Here is a 17,628-nt window from a genome sequence, read left to right on the forward strand (position 1 = left end):
ATGCACGTGGAAATATTTACTTGGTCGCCTTGCCGTCAACACTTCGCTCACTGGGAATAGACATTCCACAGGATGCTGCATTGGCCGCCGCAACACGAAGACTCTGGGCAGAGCAGGCAATTACAGCACTGTGTGATTGGCCACGCGGTCAGCGCCCTGAAAATGCGAAAGAACATCGCTGTGATGGCTTGCTGATTGGGCCGTTCCAAGAGGCAAGTCCCTTTGACCTGCTGATAGTCAACACGGACGGCACACTGGCAGAGCGGAGCGGAAACGGGCTGACCATTTTTTCGCAAGCGTTGACTGACTCTGGACGAATAGATGCCACGACCCCTTTCATGCTCAGGGTTCATCACGACCACGGCTCGTCATCGTCTCCTGTTGCGACAATGGTCACACCCGATACGCGGCAAGCGCTACATGGTTTTTGGTTAGATCTTGGAAAGCCCGCATTTGGACCAGAGGCCGTCCAGGCAACGCGCTCCGGCTTGGTCGAAACGGGCCAACGTGACGTTAAGTTCAATGGTGTGAAGCGTCTCATCGGCCTAGACCCGCGTTGGTGCCGGAGCGTCTTCGTTCGCATAGGCAATCCGCACTGCGTCACGCTGGTATCTGAGACAGAGGCGCTTCCCGGGTTTCGTCAGATGCATGAGCAACCGCTCCATGCCGCCTTGGCACATATTGCTTTTGCCAAAGGTGCCCATGGCGACGGCGACCCGTGTGCAGCAGGGGTAAATCTCCAATGGGCAGCCATGGGTTCCGCAAACACCATCATCGCTAGAGTATTTGAGCGCGGCGAAGGCCCAACAGCCTCTTCAGGCACAAGTGCCTGTGCAGTTGCAGCAGCAGCCTGGCTAGCGGGCTTGGTGTCCAGCGGTATGGTCGACGTAGTGATGCCAGGAGGCATCGCGCCCGTGAGGCTGATAGAGAACGAAGGGAGTCTCGTGCAGATACTACTGTTTGGGACGGCCGGCTTGTTGGACAAACTTACTTTTATGCCATGACTTCAACCCAAGATTTTTTCAAAGTAGACGCGATCGAATCCATCCTCCGAGCGCCTCTGGACTTCGACGTAACCGAGTCGACGATAAATTGACAGATTGTCGGTCATCTTCACATTCGTGTAGAGATGAACGCTGTTAAGGCCCAAGCGCACCGCCTGCGCCTCGCAAAACTGAACGAGTGATTTGCCGATACCTTTCCCACGCCCTGCTTTTGACACGGCCACGTTTTCGAGAAACATATGCTGATCCACCGGAAAGAAGACGATGAAACCTCGCAATTCGTCTTGTTCTCCTGTGGAAAGGTGCACATAGCCGGCTGCAATCTGTGCCCTGTAATCCGCCAACATCGGTGCAGGCTTTCGTCCCAATACGGAAACATACTGGACATACGCTTGCTCGGCACAAGCACGCACAGCGACTTCATCGTCTGCAACTGCTTGGCGGATAATGTGTCGTTCGCTCATGGCAAATCCTGACGCAATTTTGTGTAATGTCGGTTTAGAAAGTTCGTAAAAGCACTCGGCCGAATGCTGCGATACGAGCGCTTGTGCTCGCAGAATACCCGTTCGAGCCGCTCTGTGGTGTGGACGAGCGCCTCGATGTGCATTTATAGAATGATACGCAGCGAAGGCGGATCGGAAGTTCACCTGGGTCGATTGTGGCCATTCACGACTGGCAACAAACGGCACGAAACGGACATGTCCGGTCTTCACAAACATCTGCCCATATCACCGACGGTAATCTTTTCAGAGAACCGCCCTAACGTTTTTCAAAGATGAAGCGCCGGTTCCGCCCCTGCACCTTGCCGGGGTGCTTCGATCTTTACCTTCAGAGCAATCAGCAGCGCCGCAAGCAGCATCAAGATGCCTGCTGCGACGAAGACGCCTGCGATACCACTAAAGCTGAACATCGCGCCCCCCGCAGCAGCCCCCGCAGCGATGGCGGACTGCACCGAGGCCACCACCATTCCTCCCGCGCTTTCTGCCTGATCGGGCACCGCGCGCGCCACCCAGTTCGACCACGCCACTGGCACGCCGCCGAAAGCCATGCCCCAGAGTGCCAACAGCAACGCCTGGCCAGTCACAGATGCCGGCAACAGCACCAAGGCGAGCGCTGCAACGCCGACTAGAGCAGGCATCAGCACCAGCGTTCCGCGCGGGCTACGCACTAGCAGCCATCCGGCCAACAGCGTGCCGGCAAAGTTTGCGGCGCCGAAGCCCAGCAACATCAGCGCCAGCTCATCAGGCCCGACTCCGGTAGTGCTTTCCAGGAACGGCCGGATATAGGTAAACAGCGCGAAGTGGCCGGTATGCACCAGCACGCAGCCCAACATTCCCACTGCAATGCCCGGGCGTAGCAGTACCTCCAGCACCGTTCTCAACCGTGCAGTCCTTCTGGGTGCGAGCGGCGGCAGTGTGAACAACTGGAAAACCAGCGTCACGCCCCCCACTGCCGCAGCCGCCACGAAAGCGCTGCGCCATCCGTAGATTCCACCCAAGTAGCTGCCCAGCGGCACCGCCACGACGGTCCCCACAGCGATGCCGCTGAAAATGATCGACAAGGCACGCGGTAGCAGCGCCGCAGGTACAAGACGCATCGCCACCGCAGCCGCCATGCTCCAGAAGCCGCCCAGTGCGATGCCCAGCAGGACTCGCATCAGCAGCAGCACCGTGAGGCTCGACGAGAAGGCGACTAACAGGTTGGAGCAGATCATCAGTGCGCTGAAGCACAGCAGAACCACTCGCCGGTCGATCCCTCGCGTCAGGCCCGGCACCAGCAACCCGGCGAACAGCGCAACTACCGCCGTGACTGTCACGGCCTGCCCTGCCAACGCTTCCGACACCCCCAGTTCGGCAGCCATCGGCGTCAGCAGGCTGGCCGGTAGATACTCCGCCGTCAGCAGTCCGAACACGCCCATCGCCAGCGAAAATACCGCCATCCAGGCCGGTGCCGCAGGTTCTACATCAGTTGCATTCCCCAGGTCTGCACCGGGTACGACGTCACAAACACAGTTACTCATCACTAGACATCCCTCAAAAGTTATCGCGACCGGAAGTCTAGGTGCGAAGGTCAGGATGATCTATGATGCAAAATCTTGAATTTTTTACCGAAACCCCGAGAATAATGTCTCCAGACCCATTCGATGTGTCCTCTGACCTCATAAACGAACTGCTACGTGGCATGCGACTGCGTGGCATCGAGTACCGCCGCATCCAGGCAGGGCCAGCTTTTGGCTTGGGCTTCAATGCCAAGCCCGGACACGCCTACTTCCACTTCATCGCTGTCGGCGCCGTCACACTGCGTACCGAGGACGGCACCCTGTACGAACTGACGGCTGGCAACGCCGTGTTCATCTCCCATGGGGGTGCCCATCAGCTTCTATCCAGCCTGGACATACCCGTCCAGGACATAGGCAGTTTCGACGCAGCGTCCCTCGGTGATTCGGTGTGTGCCGTGGATGCTCGCCCCGATGTTGGCGTCACTCACAGCGCCCTCCTCTTCAGCGGCTGCATGGAATTCGAACTTGGCAGTTTGCATGGTCTTGGCCGCCTCATGCCGGATCTCATGCTGATCGATGCTCAGGGACAACGCTATCCAGGGCTCATGCCGATCCTTGCATCCATGGAGCGTGAAGTCAGCTGCGCACGCATCGGCTTCGCCGGCATCCTTGCCCGTCTCGCGGACGTGGTCGCGGCCATGATTGTTCGAGGCTGGGTTGAATGTGCCTGCGGTAATGCTTCAGGCCTTGTAGCCGCGTTACGCGATCCCCGCTTGGCCAAAGCCCTATTGGCTCTGCACCAACAGCCTGGGCGCGATTGGACGGTGACCGAACTGGCGGCGCAATGTAATACCTCCCGCTCTGTTTTCGCGCAGCACTTTCAAACCACAATCGGGACGCCACCGCTGCGCTACGCAACTGAACTGCGGATGCGTCTCGCCAGTCAGTGGCTGACGCTGGAGAGACTTCCTATCGAGACAGTCGCGCAGCGCCTTGGATACAATTCGCAGGCTGCCTTCAGCCGAGCCTTCAAGCGCGTCACCGGCCAGCCGCCCGGCGCCAGCCGACAACTAACCCGGCCCGCCAGCGCCTGAAGTGTGATGATTAGATCTGTTCGGCCACTCGTGTAGGGATCTTTCGAGCCATTGATGTTCACAAATCAAAATCAGGTTTCTAAGTCGAGCAGTACTTGGGGTCGTTTGCTGCCCTTCACGACAGACAACAAAGGGCCCAACGGGTATTTGGGCTGTCAATATCACGTTTAAAGACAACTTTCGTAAAATTGTCATGCCCCTCAAAACAACCTTTACGTTGAAGTAGGTTTATGGCGATTACGGTGCGTTGATCTCTACCGGTGGTGACATGCAAAAAACGGCCAAAAGCAGACTTTAACTCTGGCACGGGGTTAAGATCGTAATAACCAAGCTCAAATGGACCCGCGCTTATGCCAGCATCCCAAATTAGATCCTCACCAGCGCCATTACTCAAGCAAGGCGAAACGGTGGTCTTGTTCGACGGCGTATGTAAGCTGTGCAATGGTTGGGCAAGATTCCTGATCCGCCATGACAACCACAGGCGTGTCCGGTTGGCGGCAGTACAGTCGCCCGAAGGGCAGGCGCTGTTAGCTTGGGCAAATTTGCCCTTAGATCAATTCGACACCATGGCCGTGATACGCGACCGGCACTACTGGGTACGTTCGGATGCATTTTTTGAAGTCATCGCCCAACTGCCCGCCGGTTGGCGTCCATTGATACTTTTGCGCTACTTCCCAAGCAAGCTTCGAGATTGGGCATACGATCGCATCGCGCTTAATCGATACCGGCTTTTCGGAAAATACGACACGTGCCTTTTGCCTGACCCTGATCATGAACAACGTTTTTTGAAAGTTCCAGCATGAACGCCTTGGTACGCATTAACTGGATCGCCCGAGGCGGTTTGGCCTTCATGTTTGGCTACCATGGCCTGGTTCCCAAGTTGCTGTGGCTAAGTCCAGGCGAGCGGACAATGATCCAATCTCATGGGATCGATCAGGTTGAGCTATTCGCCAATATTGCCGGAGCCGGCGAAATTGTCCTGGCCCTATGGATATTGCTCGCGCCGCGCAGTTCCTGGCCGCTTACCGTCGCCGCGACGGCGCTGCTCAGCCTGCTGCTGGATGTCGCGATTTTCAATCCATCGATGCTTAGGGATGCCTTCAACCCTGTCTCGCTAAATGTGGCCGGACTTGCCCTGTGCGCCGTTGCCTGGAACACCAGGGTTTTAGCCAAATTGAACACGCCAGGAGAGACTATGTTTGCCCCTCCTACACCAATAGCTCAAACAACCGAACCGGCGTCATCTTCGTTACCATAATCATGACAATCACAAACATACCTAAAAATCCGAAAACTCCCATCCAAAACCATTTTTTGTATACGGACCGATATTCATCATCGAGCCTCTTTCCTACCTGAACTGCGTTCAAAGCCAAGACATACAACCGCTTCTGAAGCACCAACACCGGCAGCCAAAGCGACCCCACGCAAAGGAAGATGATCAACGACGTCAGCACCCACTCCGTCGTCAAGGGAAGTCCGGCAAGCGTCATCAGCAGGTAGCCCGTCGCGATCTGAATGAAGCCTGCCGGTGTGGTAATCCAGGTATCGAATCGCACGACCGTTCTGGCCACGTGCGCAATCACTTGAGGGTTGGCCGTGCGGCTGGCAGCAATCAAGTAAAGATAGGACCCCATGCCGAATCCAAACAGGAAAATAGCGGCTATGACGTGGATGTACTTCAGGCACAGATAGAGCATGGTCAGCTCTGCTCGTCAGAGAAGTACACGGACATGCTCAAGTTTTCTGGATCATTGATCGCGGCCATGTATTCGTCGACGGTGATTTCGCCCACGCAAGCTCGGGCGCCAGGCTCGGGCAAGTACCCTTGGGCGATTTTTGTGGCCAAGGCAACGGCTGCGCAGCTTGGGATTTCTGGGCCTTTGTCATTCAATGCTGTCAGTTGCACCGTCATGGACAGCGGTTTTCCGTCAACACCGATGCCCTGGACATCAATGTACATCGCGCTTTTGCCATCGCCGAATCGTTCGAACCATAGACCCCACCGATGAAGCCTTTCGGCCCAGGGAGCATGGTCACGAACCATCCCTATCCTCAGTGCCTGGGCAAGCAGATAGTTGGCGACACCGCCGAGCTTGAGACCCGCTCCGGCCTTGAAACTCAGAGTTTGGGCGCCGTAGCGGCTGGCGAAGATGTCCATGTCCGGCACATCGACATTGGCCAGCACCCGAGTGCCCAGATGTTGCATCTTGCGCAGCTTCAGGTCTTGCCAACCCAACACTTCATGAACCTCGCCATGCTTAAGTTGCTTGATAGGTTTGCCTGCGTAGGCGAGAACGCCTTTGACAGTCGACAGTCCTGGCATCTTGGCCGAAGAGGAAATGCCATGTTCGATCAAGTCGATGCGTTTAAAGCGATACCGCTGCTGATCGATGATTGCTGCCGACAGCGTCGGCACCGAACTGCAACCACTGAGGATCGCCACTCCCGCTTGTTTTGCTCGAGCATCGAGCACACCAATGCCGGTGACGAAGGTTCGGCAGTCAGACAGGTCGCAGTAGTTCACGCCCGCGCCTATGCAGTTCTCGGCGACGGCATAGGATTGCCCCTGAAACGGGCCGCCGGTATGGATGACCAAGTTGATGTTCATCGAACCCAGAACGGATTTGAACTCAGTACCCATGGCATCGCCGCACCAACTTTCGCAGACCGTGCCCGATTGGGTTTTCAACTCATCGACTTTGCGCAATAACTTGTGTGGGGCGCGCCCCGAGATCACCAGAGCTACGCTTGGCATCACAACCAAATGCCTGCAAACGATGCTGCCAAAATTTCCGTACCCACCGATCACCATCACCCTGAACGCCATTAACTCTTCCCTAAACGATTCGATGATGCAGCCAACTCACCTTAGACAGGTTTCGGTGGAGCTTCACTCATCTCGGTTACCCAGGCAAGTAGCGCGTGTACTCACTGCTGACGCTTAGATACTTGGGGAGGCTCATGATCTTTTTCAGTGTTACTTTACGGTTGGGCGCGGTTCAGGCTCGGACCCGCCCTGGACCTTGCAGCGGGGCTATCTGCAGGCGCCGTCCCGGCAAACGTCACGAACAAAGCACCACACAGCACTCCGACGAGATCGACTGTCGCCGGCATTAAAAGCTAAGCCAGCAACCGGGCGTAGCGGTCCAAATCAATATTTCCTCCGCTCACAATCACGCCGATACGTTTGCCTTCCAAAGCCTTGCCCATCTCACGTACGGCGGCCAATCCCAGGCATCCAGTTGGCTCCACGACCATCTTCATGCGCTCAGCAAAAAAGCGCATACCCTCAACCAACTGAGCGTCTGTAACCGTCAGAATGTCATCAACGTCTCGGCGAATAATGGGAAACGTGTAGTGCCCCAAGTGTTGCGTCTGAGCACCGTCAGCCAACGTATCCGGCGTGTCGATGTGTACAATTTCTCCAGTGCGAAACGATTGCTGACCGTCATCCCCAGCCTGCGGCTCCACTCCGTAAATTTTACAATCAGGAGACAGCACCCTAGTTGCCAGAGCGCTACCGGCTAAGAGTCCGCCGCCTCCCAGGCACACGAAAAGTACGTCCAGAGGCCCATTATCTTGCAACAACTCCAGGGTCGCAGTGCCTTGTCCTGCAATCACATCCGGGTGGTCATACGATGGAATCAAGGTGTAGCCATGCTCCTCTGCCAGCTTTCTACCAATAGCTTCGCGATCCTCGCTGTAACGGTCATAGAGCACCACACTGGCGCCGTATTCACGTGTCGCGGCCATTTTTGACGCCGGAGCATCATGTGGCATCACGATGGTCGCTGGAATACCCAAAATACGCGCGGACAGGGCAATCCCTTGGGCGTGGTTGCCGGATGAGAATGCCACGACCCCGGCCTTGCGTTGGCGGTCGTCGAAACGCGCCAATGCGTTGAATGCGCCGCGAAACTTGAAAGCGCCCATGCGCTGATAGTTCTCACATTTGAAAAACACCTCGGCGCCAAGTTGTCCGTTAAGCGTGCGCGAAGTCAATACCGGTGTGCGGTGGGCATGGCCCCGAATGCGTTCGGCGGCGTCAAGAACGTCCTGATAGGTAGGAAGAATCAGTTGAGTCGTGGTCATCGGGTCATCACTCCTGATTTAGTAAATTTTTTAAAGAGGTCCAACCCAAAGGCCTCAAGACCCCCACGCGATACTCGACAAGTCCGCCGCCAGAGTATCCAGAGTGGGCCTCGTCACCAAGGCCGCCGGTGCGCCTTCTGGGGCAGCCAAGCCAATGCGGTTATGCCAGATCGTCGGCAGGCCGACCTTCTCGGTCCCGAACAGGTCATAGGCAGAGCCGGCCACAAACACCGCATTTTCCGGTGCAATGCCCAGGGTATCCAAGGCTAAGCGATAAGGCACAGGGTCCGGCTTGTAGAACCCGGCCTTCTCCGACGTGATGACCACATCGAACGGCACCCCCATAAGGTCTGCAGCAAGACGGCCCAGTTTCTCCGAGCAGTTGGTCACAATGCCAAGCTTATAGTGCGGCTTGAGTGCCGCCAGCACCGCCTTGGCTTCAGGCCAGGGCTGCAACTCGCCCCAGCGTGCTTCCAGTTCGGCAGCGGCCTGACTGCCCAACCCTACTTCAATGGCCGCTTCTTCGACCAGGGTTTCATAAGGCCTATACGTGCCACAGCCATAGGTCGCCTTCAGATACGCCATGCGCCATGTGCGCCCCACTTGCTCTGAACCGGCCACTGCATTCCACAGCGTCCAGGAGTCCAGCAAGGCGGTCAGAAGATCGAATAGCACAAGTTCCACAGGGGGTGAAGCCTGAATCAGGAGCGGGTTTTCAAGGTTATTTGAAGTCATTGCTGCTGGTCCTGTTCAGGGTTGTGGAATTTCAGCTACGGCCGTAATTTCCACCAGTGCACCATGGTGGAGTTCGCCACAGGGAATGACTGCCCGCGCCGGTCTATTTCCACCCATTAAGGCCGCGTAGAGCGCGTTGACGACCGGCCAGTGCTTAACATCGGTAATGAATATCTGCACATTGACCAGATTCGCCAGGGAGCAATGGGCAGCATGGAGAACCGCTTCCACATTGGCCATGGCCTGAACGAACTGGGCCTCGATACCTTCCGGAAAGTTGCCAGAAGCCGGGATAAACGGCAGTTGGCCGGACACAAACAATAAGTGCCCCGAAACAACGCCATGGGAGTAATGACCGCCCGGCGCGGGCATTTTTTCTGAAGTAATGATTTCCATTGATGCCTCCATTAAAGAATTGGAACAACCCGAAGCCGTTAGCCTCCGATGGGTTTTACCAGCCCGCAATGCGTGACCAGTAACCGAGGTGGCGTCCCTCGGTCAGGACGTGATAACCCGCATGCTGTGCCGAGGTGGCGCATGCATGGTTGGGCAGGATGCACAGTTGGGTGCCCACGGGCAGTGCACTTGCCGGCACAAGGGTTCCCGAGCGCGACGAGATGATCCCGTGCTCCTGGTTGGCCACAGTAACGATCAAGTCGCCAATGGGCTGCCCCGCCAGGTCACAGACGATGCCGTAACCCTGGTCCACGCTCTGCTTGGCGGTGCCACGATCGCGGGAAAGGGCCATCCAGCCGGCGTCGACAATGGTCCAGCCTTTTTCCGGCTGATGGCCGATAACGGTAGTCACCACCGAGACGGCAATGTCCTGCACCTGGCACACGCCCAACCCCACCATCACCAGATCGAAGAAGGCAAACACCCCGGCCCGGACTTCCGTAATACCGGACAAGTCCTGGGTAAACAGCGCCGTGGGCGTAGAGCCGATGCTAATGATGGACAGTTGGAACCCCGCCCCTGTAAGCAGCTGCGCAGCATCGACCACGGCGGCGCGTTCCTGCCGGGCATAGGCCTCGATTTCAACGATGGAGCGGCTGTCATAAGAGTTGCCGGCGTGAGTCATGACGCCGCTGACCGTAACGCCGCTGGCGCGCAGCAACTGAGCAATCTCCACCAGCAGCGGCGAGTGCGGGGGGATGCCTGAACGATGACCATCACAATCGACTTCCAGCAGTACCTCGAAGGGCTGTTCATGGCCGCGAGCAAAGTCGGCCAGCAGCCGGGCGCTCTCCAGGTTGTCCAGCACCAGCTTCAAGGCCGCGCCTTGTTTGATCAACGTTGCGGCGTGAGTGAACTTGTTGGGGGCGATGCTGACGCCATACAGGATGTCGGTGAAACCGGCGGCGAAAAAGAAGTCTGCCTCACGCAGAGTGGACACAGTGATCGGCCCGCGTCCGCCTGCAAAAAAGCGTTCGGTCACTTCCAGGGATTTATTGGTTTTGACATGAGGGCGCAACACCACCTCAAACGGCGCCAGTTTGTTGCACATGCGCAGGATGTTCGCATCCAGACGATCAACATCCAGTAACAGCGCGGGGGTTTCGAATAGTTCTGCCATTTGTGCTCTCCGGTAATGTCGCTATTCTAAGCCGTCAAAACCGTCGTGAACTTTAATCTCCCTAACTCATAGATTCAGTAAAACTTAATGAACGATGCATTCGATATTCGCTTTCTACTGGTTATCCGTGAGAGCACCAGCTTGCTGGAGGCGTCGCGTAAACTCGGCCTGACACCCTCAGCGGTCACCCAGCGGTTGCAGCAGATGGAAAAGAAACTGGGCATCCGCCTGCTGGATCGAACCGCCCGGCAACTACGCTTCACCGACGAAGGCGAATTGCTGTGCCTGCGCGGGGCCGAGCTGATCCAGCAATTCGACGCTCTACTGGAGGACCTGCATGAACGGCGCAGCGGCTTCGTCGGCAAGCTGAAAATCAACGCGCCGTTCGGTTTTGGCAGGCAGTATGTGGCGCCAGCAGCCGCTGCCTTTCAACGCCAGCATCCAGAGGTCGAGATTGCCCTGACCCTGTCCGACCAACCCATGGTCGAGGCCAGCGACCGCTTTGATGTGGTGATCCATATTGGCGAGCTACGCACCTCCAATCTGGTGTGCCATGCCATTGCGCCAAATCGTCGTTTTATCTGCGCCTCACCGGCCTTTATCGAACGGCACGGCCTGCCCAAAAGCCCCGAAAACCTGGCCGAGCTACCCTGCATCGCACTGCGCGAGAACAATGAAGACGTGACGCTGTGGCATTTCACTCGCGCACGCAAAACCCAGAGTGTGCGCATCCACCCGGTCTTGAGCTGCAATGACGGCAGCGTAATCCGGCAATGGGGCTGCGCGGGGCAAGGCATCATCCTGCGCTCTGAATGGGACGTCGCCGATGCCCTGATCGATGGCACCCTAGTGCGGCTGCTGCCCGCCTGGAAGCTGCCGGATGCCAATGTCGTGGCCCTCACCCATCAACGCGAAGGACTGCCTGCGCGAACTCTCAATTACATGCGATTTTTGCAGGAGTCATTCCGACCGGTGCCGCCTTGGCGCGTTTGATCCGCCATTCGCGAGCGGCTGCAATGGGGCTAGGCTGTGTGAAAACGCAGGCCCCGTTTTGAAGGCTGCTTTGCTACGTAAAATCTGCCAGTGCTTGGTTAATCAGTGGACCTGAATTTGCGTAGGAACGCGATTGTCGTTGCGATACCAGCGGCCTAATGCGCTCTAAAACGTTTTTCAAACATTTACTCGGCGGCAATAGAGCGCAAGGTTGATCCTTTTTACCAAGGCAGGGTTTGCACCTGCTCGTGCTCCAAGCTGTAGAACAGCGAAGGGTCTGGGCGCGCCGCGATTAGTTGGAACAGCCGCACGGCGGAATCATCTGCTGAAAGCTCAGCCCCTTGCACACCGATTCCCGAGCGCAGCCTGCCGGGGTGAACCGTATAGCTCAACAGTCGGTCACCCAACTCATCAGCGATGCAAAGCGACAGCATGTTGAGCGCCGACTTAGAGATTCGATAAGTATAGGAGCAGCCCAGTTTGGAGACTTGCTCATCGGCGTTTTGAGCGACCGAGCCGCGGCGTGAAGAGATATTGACCACCGTGGCCAGGGAGAACGAGGCAGCCATCCGCCTGATCAATTGCCCCGGTCCAATACAGTTGACCTCGAACGCCCGCCTTAACTCATCGGCGCTTTCATCGAACAGCGAATGCTGCTTGCTACCGATACCAGCATTGTTGATCAGCAAGTCAATCTTAGTCAGCCCTCTGCCCTGCAAGAAACTTTCAAAATTCGTGAGATTAGCGTCCAAGCCCTCGGCCAGATAGTCCAGCGCAAATACCTCATCGGCTAGCCCGCATTGCACGAGCGACTGTAACTTGTCGGGAGACTTACTAACGGCTACGACATCGTAACCACTCAGTTTCGCCTGACGGCAAAGTGCGCTGCCATAACCTCCTGTTGCGCCGGTGATGATTGCTCTCATGGGCTTCCTTGATAAATATAACGAGTTGTCGCCGGGCGACGAGCGACACACTTTAACGTCCGCAGTCCGCGCCTGTCTTCGTCAAAATCACGAACACTTTCCTGCTGCCTCCCCAGCGACCACCGTCCAGGCGGATAGGCCGTTCAATGCTCAAACCGACGATTTATTCCAAGCGGCAGGTGCTTCTGGGTTCGATGAAGATACCTTGCCTATGACGCTCGCGGATGGGCAGATTCTCCTTCTCCTTCGATTCGTAGCGCGTTGGGAAATGCACTAGCGGCCAATCTCCGCTGGCTAACGCTACAACGATCTGAATCGCACAATCCATTGCCGCGCCAAGGACCGACGGCTTTCGGCCAAAAGCTACGGACGTGTCCGACTTCTCAACGCATTATCAACGGCTGATCTAGACACGATACACTTAGCCGCGACTACTAAAGACTTTGAGGCAACCTGCATGAGCGGCGATGAGTTGAGGCGTTTGAGGGCGGAAATTGACAGCTTGGATGAAGAGGTCATCAGGATTCTCGCGCTGAGATTTATCGCTACCGGCAAGGTTGGCATTATCAAGGCTGCACAGCGTTTGGAGGCTGTAGATCCTTCTCGCGAAGCCGAGCAGGCGAAAAGGTATTCCGTCCTGGCTACACGCCACGGGGTTAGTATCGAACTGATTCAAAAAGTCTTCAGAGCCGTCATAGATGAAGTTGTAGTCAATCATCAAGCCATTCAAGAAAACACATTGAAATAGGCTGGAATGCATCAGATGGTTGATGACCACCTACATTAACCTGATGTTAGCCAGATCTAAATCTCCAATGCCAAGGCTCATACGCGTAGCCGGTGGCATTGTTGATCGGGTAAGACTTCTGAAGGCCGAAACAATGTAAATGTCCACCCCAAGCCTGCTGGCGGAAGTTTTCAACTGTCGCCAAGCCTGCGCAGCGATGGGTAGCAGCAAGTGCTCTCTTGCGCTTGCATCAACCTCGGCAAGCTCAAGGACCTTCGCCTCAACGAACTCTTGCAGATTGCGATCAATGACGGAGTGTAGCGATATACCTAAGTAATCAAGCATGCGCAGCGCAGCGGGCGTGTAGCACATCATGCGAACCAAGGGGCAGGATTGGTGACATAGCCTACCAGAGCGCGGTGCTCAGATCAGTTACCTCTACCAGAAATTGTCGACCTTAACCTGGCCAGGTTTGGATACCTTTACCAGACGCTTACGTCTGCTCTGCAGGAGAGGCTGAAGGAGTCTACCGGTGGTCACATAAAATGCACTTTTGACCGTCCTCATGGCCCATCTTAGATAAGTCTTATATTGGGAGTACCCATGAAAAACATCTATTTCTTAGCCTGCGTATTATCAAGCGTTGTGTGCATGCACGTGGTGGCGGCTCCAGCAACGGAAACGTTCTCCATCGCCGCAAACCAAGCAGAAGCTGATAAAACAGGAACTGTACCCAATTCGCAGGGATCATCGGAACGGGCCGATAAGGCTAATCCACAAGCCACACCGCCTGGCAGCAAGCCAGGGGACTTATCCGGATCCAAGGGAAAGAACGATGAGAAAGGCAACAGTGCCGACACAACGTCTAGTCAAGATCCGCCTAAAGGAGACAAGGACTCAGGCAACGGCGCGAGTGATAGTGGGAGTAATTAAGCTGACCGATACTCACTAGCAACTGATAGATGATAATGAGCAAAAAGCGCAGAGGACTGAAACGTTTTGTAGTACGCTTTTTTTCGAATTCTGTAGGCTTACCCTGAAGTTCGCTGTTGTTTTCTCAAGTCTGCAACAAACTACAGAGTTGGAAAGGCACAATAGTGAAGCGAAGTCCGTAGGCCACCTATTCTCGACATCAGCGGCCACTCCTGGCCTGGGAGTCTGCCCGAGATGATTCTGATTCTGTTGCCATCCGCCGATTACGACCCTACCGAAAGCAGCGTGCCATGGCAGGCACTGCGCAAAGCTGGCATCGAGGTACGTTTTGCCACCCCGCAAGGCTTGGCCGCCTATGCCGACCCACGGTTGGTGAGCATCGGGTTCGGCCCGCTGAGCCCGATGCTGATGACACGCAAAGCCGACCTGGACAGCTACGCGCAGATGATCGAAAACGAGGCGTTTCGCCAACCGCTGGGGTATGCCGATGTCGACCCGACGCAGTTCGCCGGGCTGCTGATTCCCGGCGGTCATGCTAAAGGGATGCGTAGCCTGCTGGAATCCGGGCAGGCCCGGCACATCGCCCTGCAATTTTTCAAGGCAGAAAAGCCAGTGGCAGCGGTGTGTCATGGCGTGCTATTGCTGGCCCGTACACTCGACCCGGACACCGGGCGGTCAGTGTTGTTCGGGCGCAAGGTCACGGCATTGTTGGCTGCAACCATGGAGTTGCCGGCATGGCTGATGACCGCGCTTTGGCTGGGGCGCTACTACCGCACTTACGGGCAAACCGTTGAGGCGGAAGTCACCGCCGCACTGTCCCAAAAGACGGACTTTGTGCGCGGACCCATCATGGCCAAACGCGATTCCGCGCAGGCGCCGCAATTGGGCTTTGTGGTACGCGACGACCATCTGCTCACTGCTCGCTGGCCGGGCGATTGCCATCGATTCGCCGCAGAATGGGTTGCCATGCTGCAGGCGCCCAGTCTCTGATGCAGCGTTATCGGTACACGTATTTGGCGATAGAGGGGTCGTCTTAGACAAGCGTTACAGGCGCGGTCTTGATGGCCGCGTACTCACTTTTGATCTGCTCATAGCCATATTTGTCCTCCAGCCTTTTGACGATGAAGTGCCCACGAGCCATGCCCTGATAGAAATCGGTGAACAGCGCGTTGATCGTCGCCCCGGTAAACGCACCAATCACGGGAACAGCCTGCACGGCGAACTTGCTGGAGATGGTGAAGCCAAAACGTGTAGCGACTTTCTCGATCAGTATGGCCAGCCATTTTCCAGCCTGCCCCGGGGAAAGGTTGCTAATGGTCTTGGTGCCCTGTTTCGCGGCTATTTCAGCCAGCTCCTTGGACAGATGTTGCATCGTCTGAGTGGTGAAACTGCGGGTAATGTAGTAACCCGTCTCCGACGCATCGTCGGACTGGCTGTTGCCGCCCATGGCAAACACTTCGATGCACGCCTGCTTGGTGGCAAAGTCACCCAGGTCAAAACCTTCGCTACGCGCCACGTCGGCTACCGAGCGCATCATGATGGTGGTGGAGATCGGCAGTTCGACAAACAGCGCGGCAAAACCGAAGGCCCCGCCGATCGCACCCGAGGTCGCGGCGTAGACCTTGTGCAACCGGGTCGATGCAGGCTTTTTCGGACTATTCGCCAGGCTCCACAGCGCCGCGTCAGCGGACGAGTGCAGCGCCGCCGCCACTGCTCCGTTGATCCTTTTTGAAACCGAAGCAGGCAATGCTTTTACCGCGCCTTCGATGGGTGACCCGATCATGCCGGACAGTCTCGCCGTCAGGGAGGGGGACTCCAGCAAGCCAACGGCCTGCTTCAGGTCCTTGTAGTCCTCGGGGTTGTCTCTGATGTACACATGCGCCTCCATTAAATTTCCACTGTGCTCTCATGAGTCAAAGACACGCAAGGCGGGCCGTAGTGAAAGCTTCGAGAAGGACAAGTAAACTGTACAAGTTGGTGCCCCGCGTATTCTGAGGAGGTTACGCCTCCCCTGCTCGTTTGGGCTGAGGCTACTCTCCTGAACTGGCCGGAATATCATTAGCTCCTGATCGAGCTTAGTTCATGGCTTATGGGGCTCGCTACAATCGACCATGCATGGCGGTGTTACGTGTGTTGATCGCCCCTTACGGCCATGGCGTTCGTCTGTTACGGATCACTCCACTATCAGCCCGCGCCCTGTATACCTGGCTGGGCCGCTTCATCGTATTCGCCACCTTCGGGATAGCGTTGGCATCCGCTGCCGGTCAGCTCGGGGCCGGCGAATCGGGTCACCAAGCAATGGTTAAACTGGTTTCGCTGTTCATTCATCTCGCTGCAGTAATGTTTTTGTCCAAAGCCTGGTAGCGAAAGCTCTTAACATCGATGACAGTGCCGCCCCCTCAAACGAGAGTAGATCTGCCAACCTGCGTAGCAGTATGGGGGAGCGTTATTATCCATTGATTCGCCGACTGATTTCCTTTGTCGTGATGGTTCTTACCGCTGTCGCGTTACTGCAATCACAAGGGATCAACGCTATCGATTGGTTTGCCCCGGGCACGATCGGCGGCAGCATGACATCGGCGGCACTGACTATTCTCACCGCGTTAGTGATCGCTGTAATCGTCTGGTATCTGGTCGATACCACTGTTCAGCGACGCGTCACGCTGTGGACCGAAAATGGAGACCTGACACGTGCCGCCCGTCTAAAAACACTATTACCGATGATGCGAACAATCTTGCTCATTGCCCTGACGCTGGTAGTAGGGCTTACGACCTTGACTCAAATCGGCATCAACACCACCCCGTTGTTAGCGGGGGCGAGCATCCTTGGGGTTGCGTTAGGCTTTGGCTCACAAAAATTGGTTCAAGACTTCATCACCGGTATTTTCCTGCTCATGGAGAACGCCATGCAGGTGGGCGACGGCGTTACCGTCGCCGGTGTTAGCGGCACAGTGGAATATTTGTCTATTCGTACAGTGCGCCTACGCGCTGGCGATGGCTCTCTGCATATCATTCCCTTCAGCTCCGTCTCGACGGTTAACAATACCAACCGAGGCATCGGTAACGCAGCAGTACGCGTCAACATCGGTTATGAGGTGGACGTCACTCTTGCCAGCAATGAACTTAAGAAAATCGGCGCCGAGCTACGTGCAGACCCTACGTTCGGGCCTTTGATTCTGGCCGATCTGGAAATATGGGGGGTCGACGCGATCGACGGATCGATGTTCACCTTAGCTGGGCAAATTCGTTGCTCGTCTAACGGGCGGTGGGGGGTACAGCGCGAAACCAACCGCCGTATCCTCGAAAGGTTCCGGGAATTAAACATCCGAATAGCTGATCCGCGTGAGCGCCTGCTGGTGCCTGATGCGGAGCATGGTGCTACCCACCTTGCAGTAACGACACCAGGGGAACACGAAAAATGATCGATGACTTCGACTGCACTCCCCCGAGCCGCAGGCGAAGCTCACCACACTGGGTCGCGCTATTGCCCAACAGGTAAGTGTCGAAGCTGAATAAAAACAAAAGCGGCATTGTCGCCTTGGCTGA

The 17,628-nt window shown here is 56.3% G+C and carries 21 protein-coding genes; 10 read left to right on the forward strand and 11 right to left on the reverse strand.

Translation table 11 applies throughout. The annotated features are described in order from the left end of the window. Positions 1-1,004 (forward strand): hypothetical protein (locus M0974_RS18100; protein WP_297839689.1); only part of this gene is annotated, 1,004 nt, incomplete at its 5' end. Between the two features lie 2 nt (positions 1,005-1,006). Here the strand turns inward: M0974_RS18100 and M0974_RS18105 are convergent. Both M0974_RS18105 and M0974_RS18110 read right to left on the reverse strand, forming a co-directional pair. After that, positions 1,007-1,468, reverse strand: coding sequence for a GNAT family N-acetyltransferase (locus tag M0974_RS18105; RefSeq protein ID WP_297839692.1), 462 nt, complete (start codon positions 1,466-1,468; stop codon positions 1,007-1,009). 305 nt (positions 1,469-1,773) lie between these two features. Next, positions 1,774-3,024, reverse strand: coding sequence for an MFS transporter (locus M0974_RS18110; protein ID WP_297839695.1), 1,251 nt, complete (start codon positions 3,022-3,024; stop codon positions 1,774-1,776). A gap of 65 nt (positions 3,025-3,089) precedes the next feature. Here M0974_RS18110 and M0974_RS18115 point away from each other — a divergent pair, with 65 nt between their 5' ends. The 3 genes from M0974_RS18115 (at position 3,090) to M0974_RS18125 (ending at position 5,355) form a co-directional block, all read left to right on the forward strand. After that, on the forward strand, positions 3,090-4,097 hold the full coding sequence (locus tag M0974_RS18115; protein WP_297839743.1) for an AraC family transcriptional regulator: 1,008 nt from the start codon (positions 3,090-3,092) through the stop codon (positions 4,095-4,097). Positions 4,098-4,447: 350 nt separating this feature from the next. After that, on the forward strand, positions 4,448-4,900 hold the full coding sequence (locus tag M0974_RS18120) for a thiol-disulfide oxidoreductase DCC family protein (RefSeq protein ID WP_297839698.1): 453 nt from the start codon (positions 4,448-4,450) through the stop codon (positions 4,898-4,900). Then, a complete protein-coding gene (locus M0974_RS18125) occupies positions 4,897-5,355 on the forward strand; it encodes a DoxX-like family protein (protein WP_297839701.1) in 459 nt (152 codons plus the stop codon). Before M0974_RS18120 ends, M0974_RS18125 begins: the two co-directional genes overlap by 4 nt. Here the strand turns inward: M0974_RS18125 and M0974_RS18130 are convergent. The 6 genes from M0974_RS18130 to M0974_RS18155 form a co-directional block, all read right to left on the reverse strand. After that, positions 5,306-5,797 carry a DUF2269 domain-containing protein gene (locus M0974_RS18130; protein ID WP_297839704.1) on the reverse strand — a complete coding sequence of 164 codons (492 nt, stop codon included), beginning with the start codon at positions 5,795-5,797 and terminating at the stop codon, positions 5,306-5,308. The genes M0974_RS18125 and M0974_RS18130 overlap by 50 nt on opposite strands. Positions 5,798-5,799: 2 nt before the next feature. Beyond that, entirely contained in the window at positions 5,800-6,927 is a 1,128-nt protein-coding gene (locus M0974_RS18135; protein WP_297839707.1) for a saccharopine dehydrogenase, read from the reverse strand. A gap of 293 nt (positions 6,928-7,220) precedes the next feature. Further along, the gene (locus M0974_RS18140; RefSeq protein ID WP_297839710.1) at positions 7,221-8,192 is read right to left on the reverse strand and encodes a threo-3-hydroxy-L-aspartate ammonia-lyase; all 972 of its coding nucleotides are present in this window, start codon (positions 8,190-8,192) and stop codon (positions 7,221-7,223) included. Between the two features lie 54 nt (positions 8,193-8,246). After that, entirely contained in the window at positions 8,247-8,927 is a 681-nt protein-coding gene (locus M0974_RS18145) for an HAD family hydrolase (RefSeq protein ID WP_297839713.1), read from the reverse strand. Positions 8,928-8,942: 15 nt separating this feature from the next. Further along, on the reverse strand, positions 8,943-9,323 hold the full coding sequence (locus M0974_RS18150; RefSeq protein WP_297839716.1) for a RidA family protein: 381 nt from the start codon (positions 9,321-9,323) through the stop codon (positions 8,943-8,945). 55 nt (positions 9,324-9,378) lie between these two features. Continuing rightward, entirely contained in the window at positions 9,379-10,503 is a 1,125-nt protein-coding gene (locus tag M0974_RS18155) for an alanine racemase (protein WP_297839720.1), read from the reverse strand. An 87-nt stretch (positions 10,504-10,590) separates the two neighbouring features. Here M0974_RS18155 and M0974_RS18160 point away from each other — a divergent pair, with 87 nt between their 5' ends. Beyond that, entirely contained in the window at positions 10,591-11,496 is a 906-nt protein-coding gene (locus M0974_RS18160) for a LysR family transcriptional regulator (protein ID WP_297839722.1), read from the forward strand. A 221-nt stretch (positions 11,497-11,717) separates the two neighbouring features. On the opposite strand, the gene M0974_RS18165 is transcribed toward M0974_RS18160, so the two are convergent. Then, positions 11,718-12,422, reverse strand: a complete 705-nt coding sequence (locus tag M0974_RS18165) for an SDR family NAD(P)-dependent oxidoreductase (protein ID WP_297839725.1) — start codon at positions 12,420-12,422, stop codon at positions 11,718-11,720. 457 nt (positions 12,423-12,879) lie between these two features. Between M0974_RS18165 and M0974_RS18170 the strand changes: the two genes are divergently transcribed. Beyond that, complete coding sequence (locus M0974_RS18170; RefSeq protein ID WP_297839727.1) at positions 12,880-13,170, forward strand: chorismate mutase; 291 nt, start codon at positions 12,880-12,882, stop codon at positions 13,168-13,170. A gap of 46 nt (positions 13,171-13,216) precedes the next feature. Here the strand turns inward: M0974_RS18170 and M0974_RS33345 are convergent, their stop codons facing one another. Further along, on the reverse strand, positions 13,217-13,354 hold the full coding sequence (locus M0974_RS33345) for a D-alanyl-D-alanine carboxypeptidase family protein (RefSeq protein WP_367279035.1): 138 nt from the start codon (positions 13,352-13,354) through the stop codon (positions 13,217-13,219). A gap of 398 nt (positions 13,355-13,752) precedes the next feature. Here M0974_RS33345 and M0974_RS18175 point away from each other — a divergent pair, with 398 nt between their 5' ends. After that, a complete protein-coding gene (locus M0974_RS18175; RefSeq protein ID WP_297839729.1) occupies positions 13,753-14,082 on the forward strand; it encodes a hypothetical protein in 330 nt (109 codons plus the stop codon). A 234-nt stretch (positions 14,083-14,316) separates the two neighbouring features. Beyond that, the gene (locus tag M0974_RS18180; protein WP_297839732.1) at positions 14,317-15,072 is read left to right on the forward strand and encodes a type 1 glutamine amidotransferase domain-containing protein; all 756 of its coding nucleotides are present in this window, start codon (positions 14,317-14,319) and stop codon (positions 15,070-15,072) included. A 43-nt stretch (positions 15,073-15,115) separates the two neighbouring features. Here M0974_RS18180 and M0974_RS18185 read toward each other — a convergent pair whose 3' ends face one another. Next, the gene (locus tag M0974_RS18185; RefSeq protein WP_297839736.1) at positions 15,116-15,970 is read right to left on the reverse strand and encodes an EcsC family protein; all 855 of its coding nucleotides are present in this window, start codon (positions 15,968-15,970) and stop codon (positions 15,116-15,118) included. Between the two features lie 227 nt (positions 15,971-16,197). Between M0974_RS18185 and M0974_RS18190 the strand changes: the two genes are divergently transcribed. Beyond that, positions 16,198-16,446, forward strand: a complete 249-nt coding sequence (locus tag M0974_RS18190) for a hypothetical protein (RefSeq protein WP_297839738.1) — start codon at positions 16,198-16,200, stop codon at positions 16,444-16,446. 71 nt (positions 16,447-16,517) lie between these two features. Then, positions 16,518-17,504 (forward strand): mechanosensitive ion channel domain-containing protein, encoded by a 987-nt coding sequence (locus tag M0974_RS18195; RefSeq protein WP_297839740.1) that lies wholly within the window; start codon positions 16,518-16,520, stop codon positions 17,502-17,504. The last annotated feature ends 124 nt before the right edge of the window (positions 17,505-17,628 follow it).

Source organism: Pseudomonas sp. (assembly GCF_026224925.1).
GTDB lineage: Bacteria > Pseudomonadota > Gammaproteobacteria > Pseudomonadales > Pseudomonadaceae > Aquipseudomonas.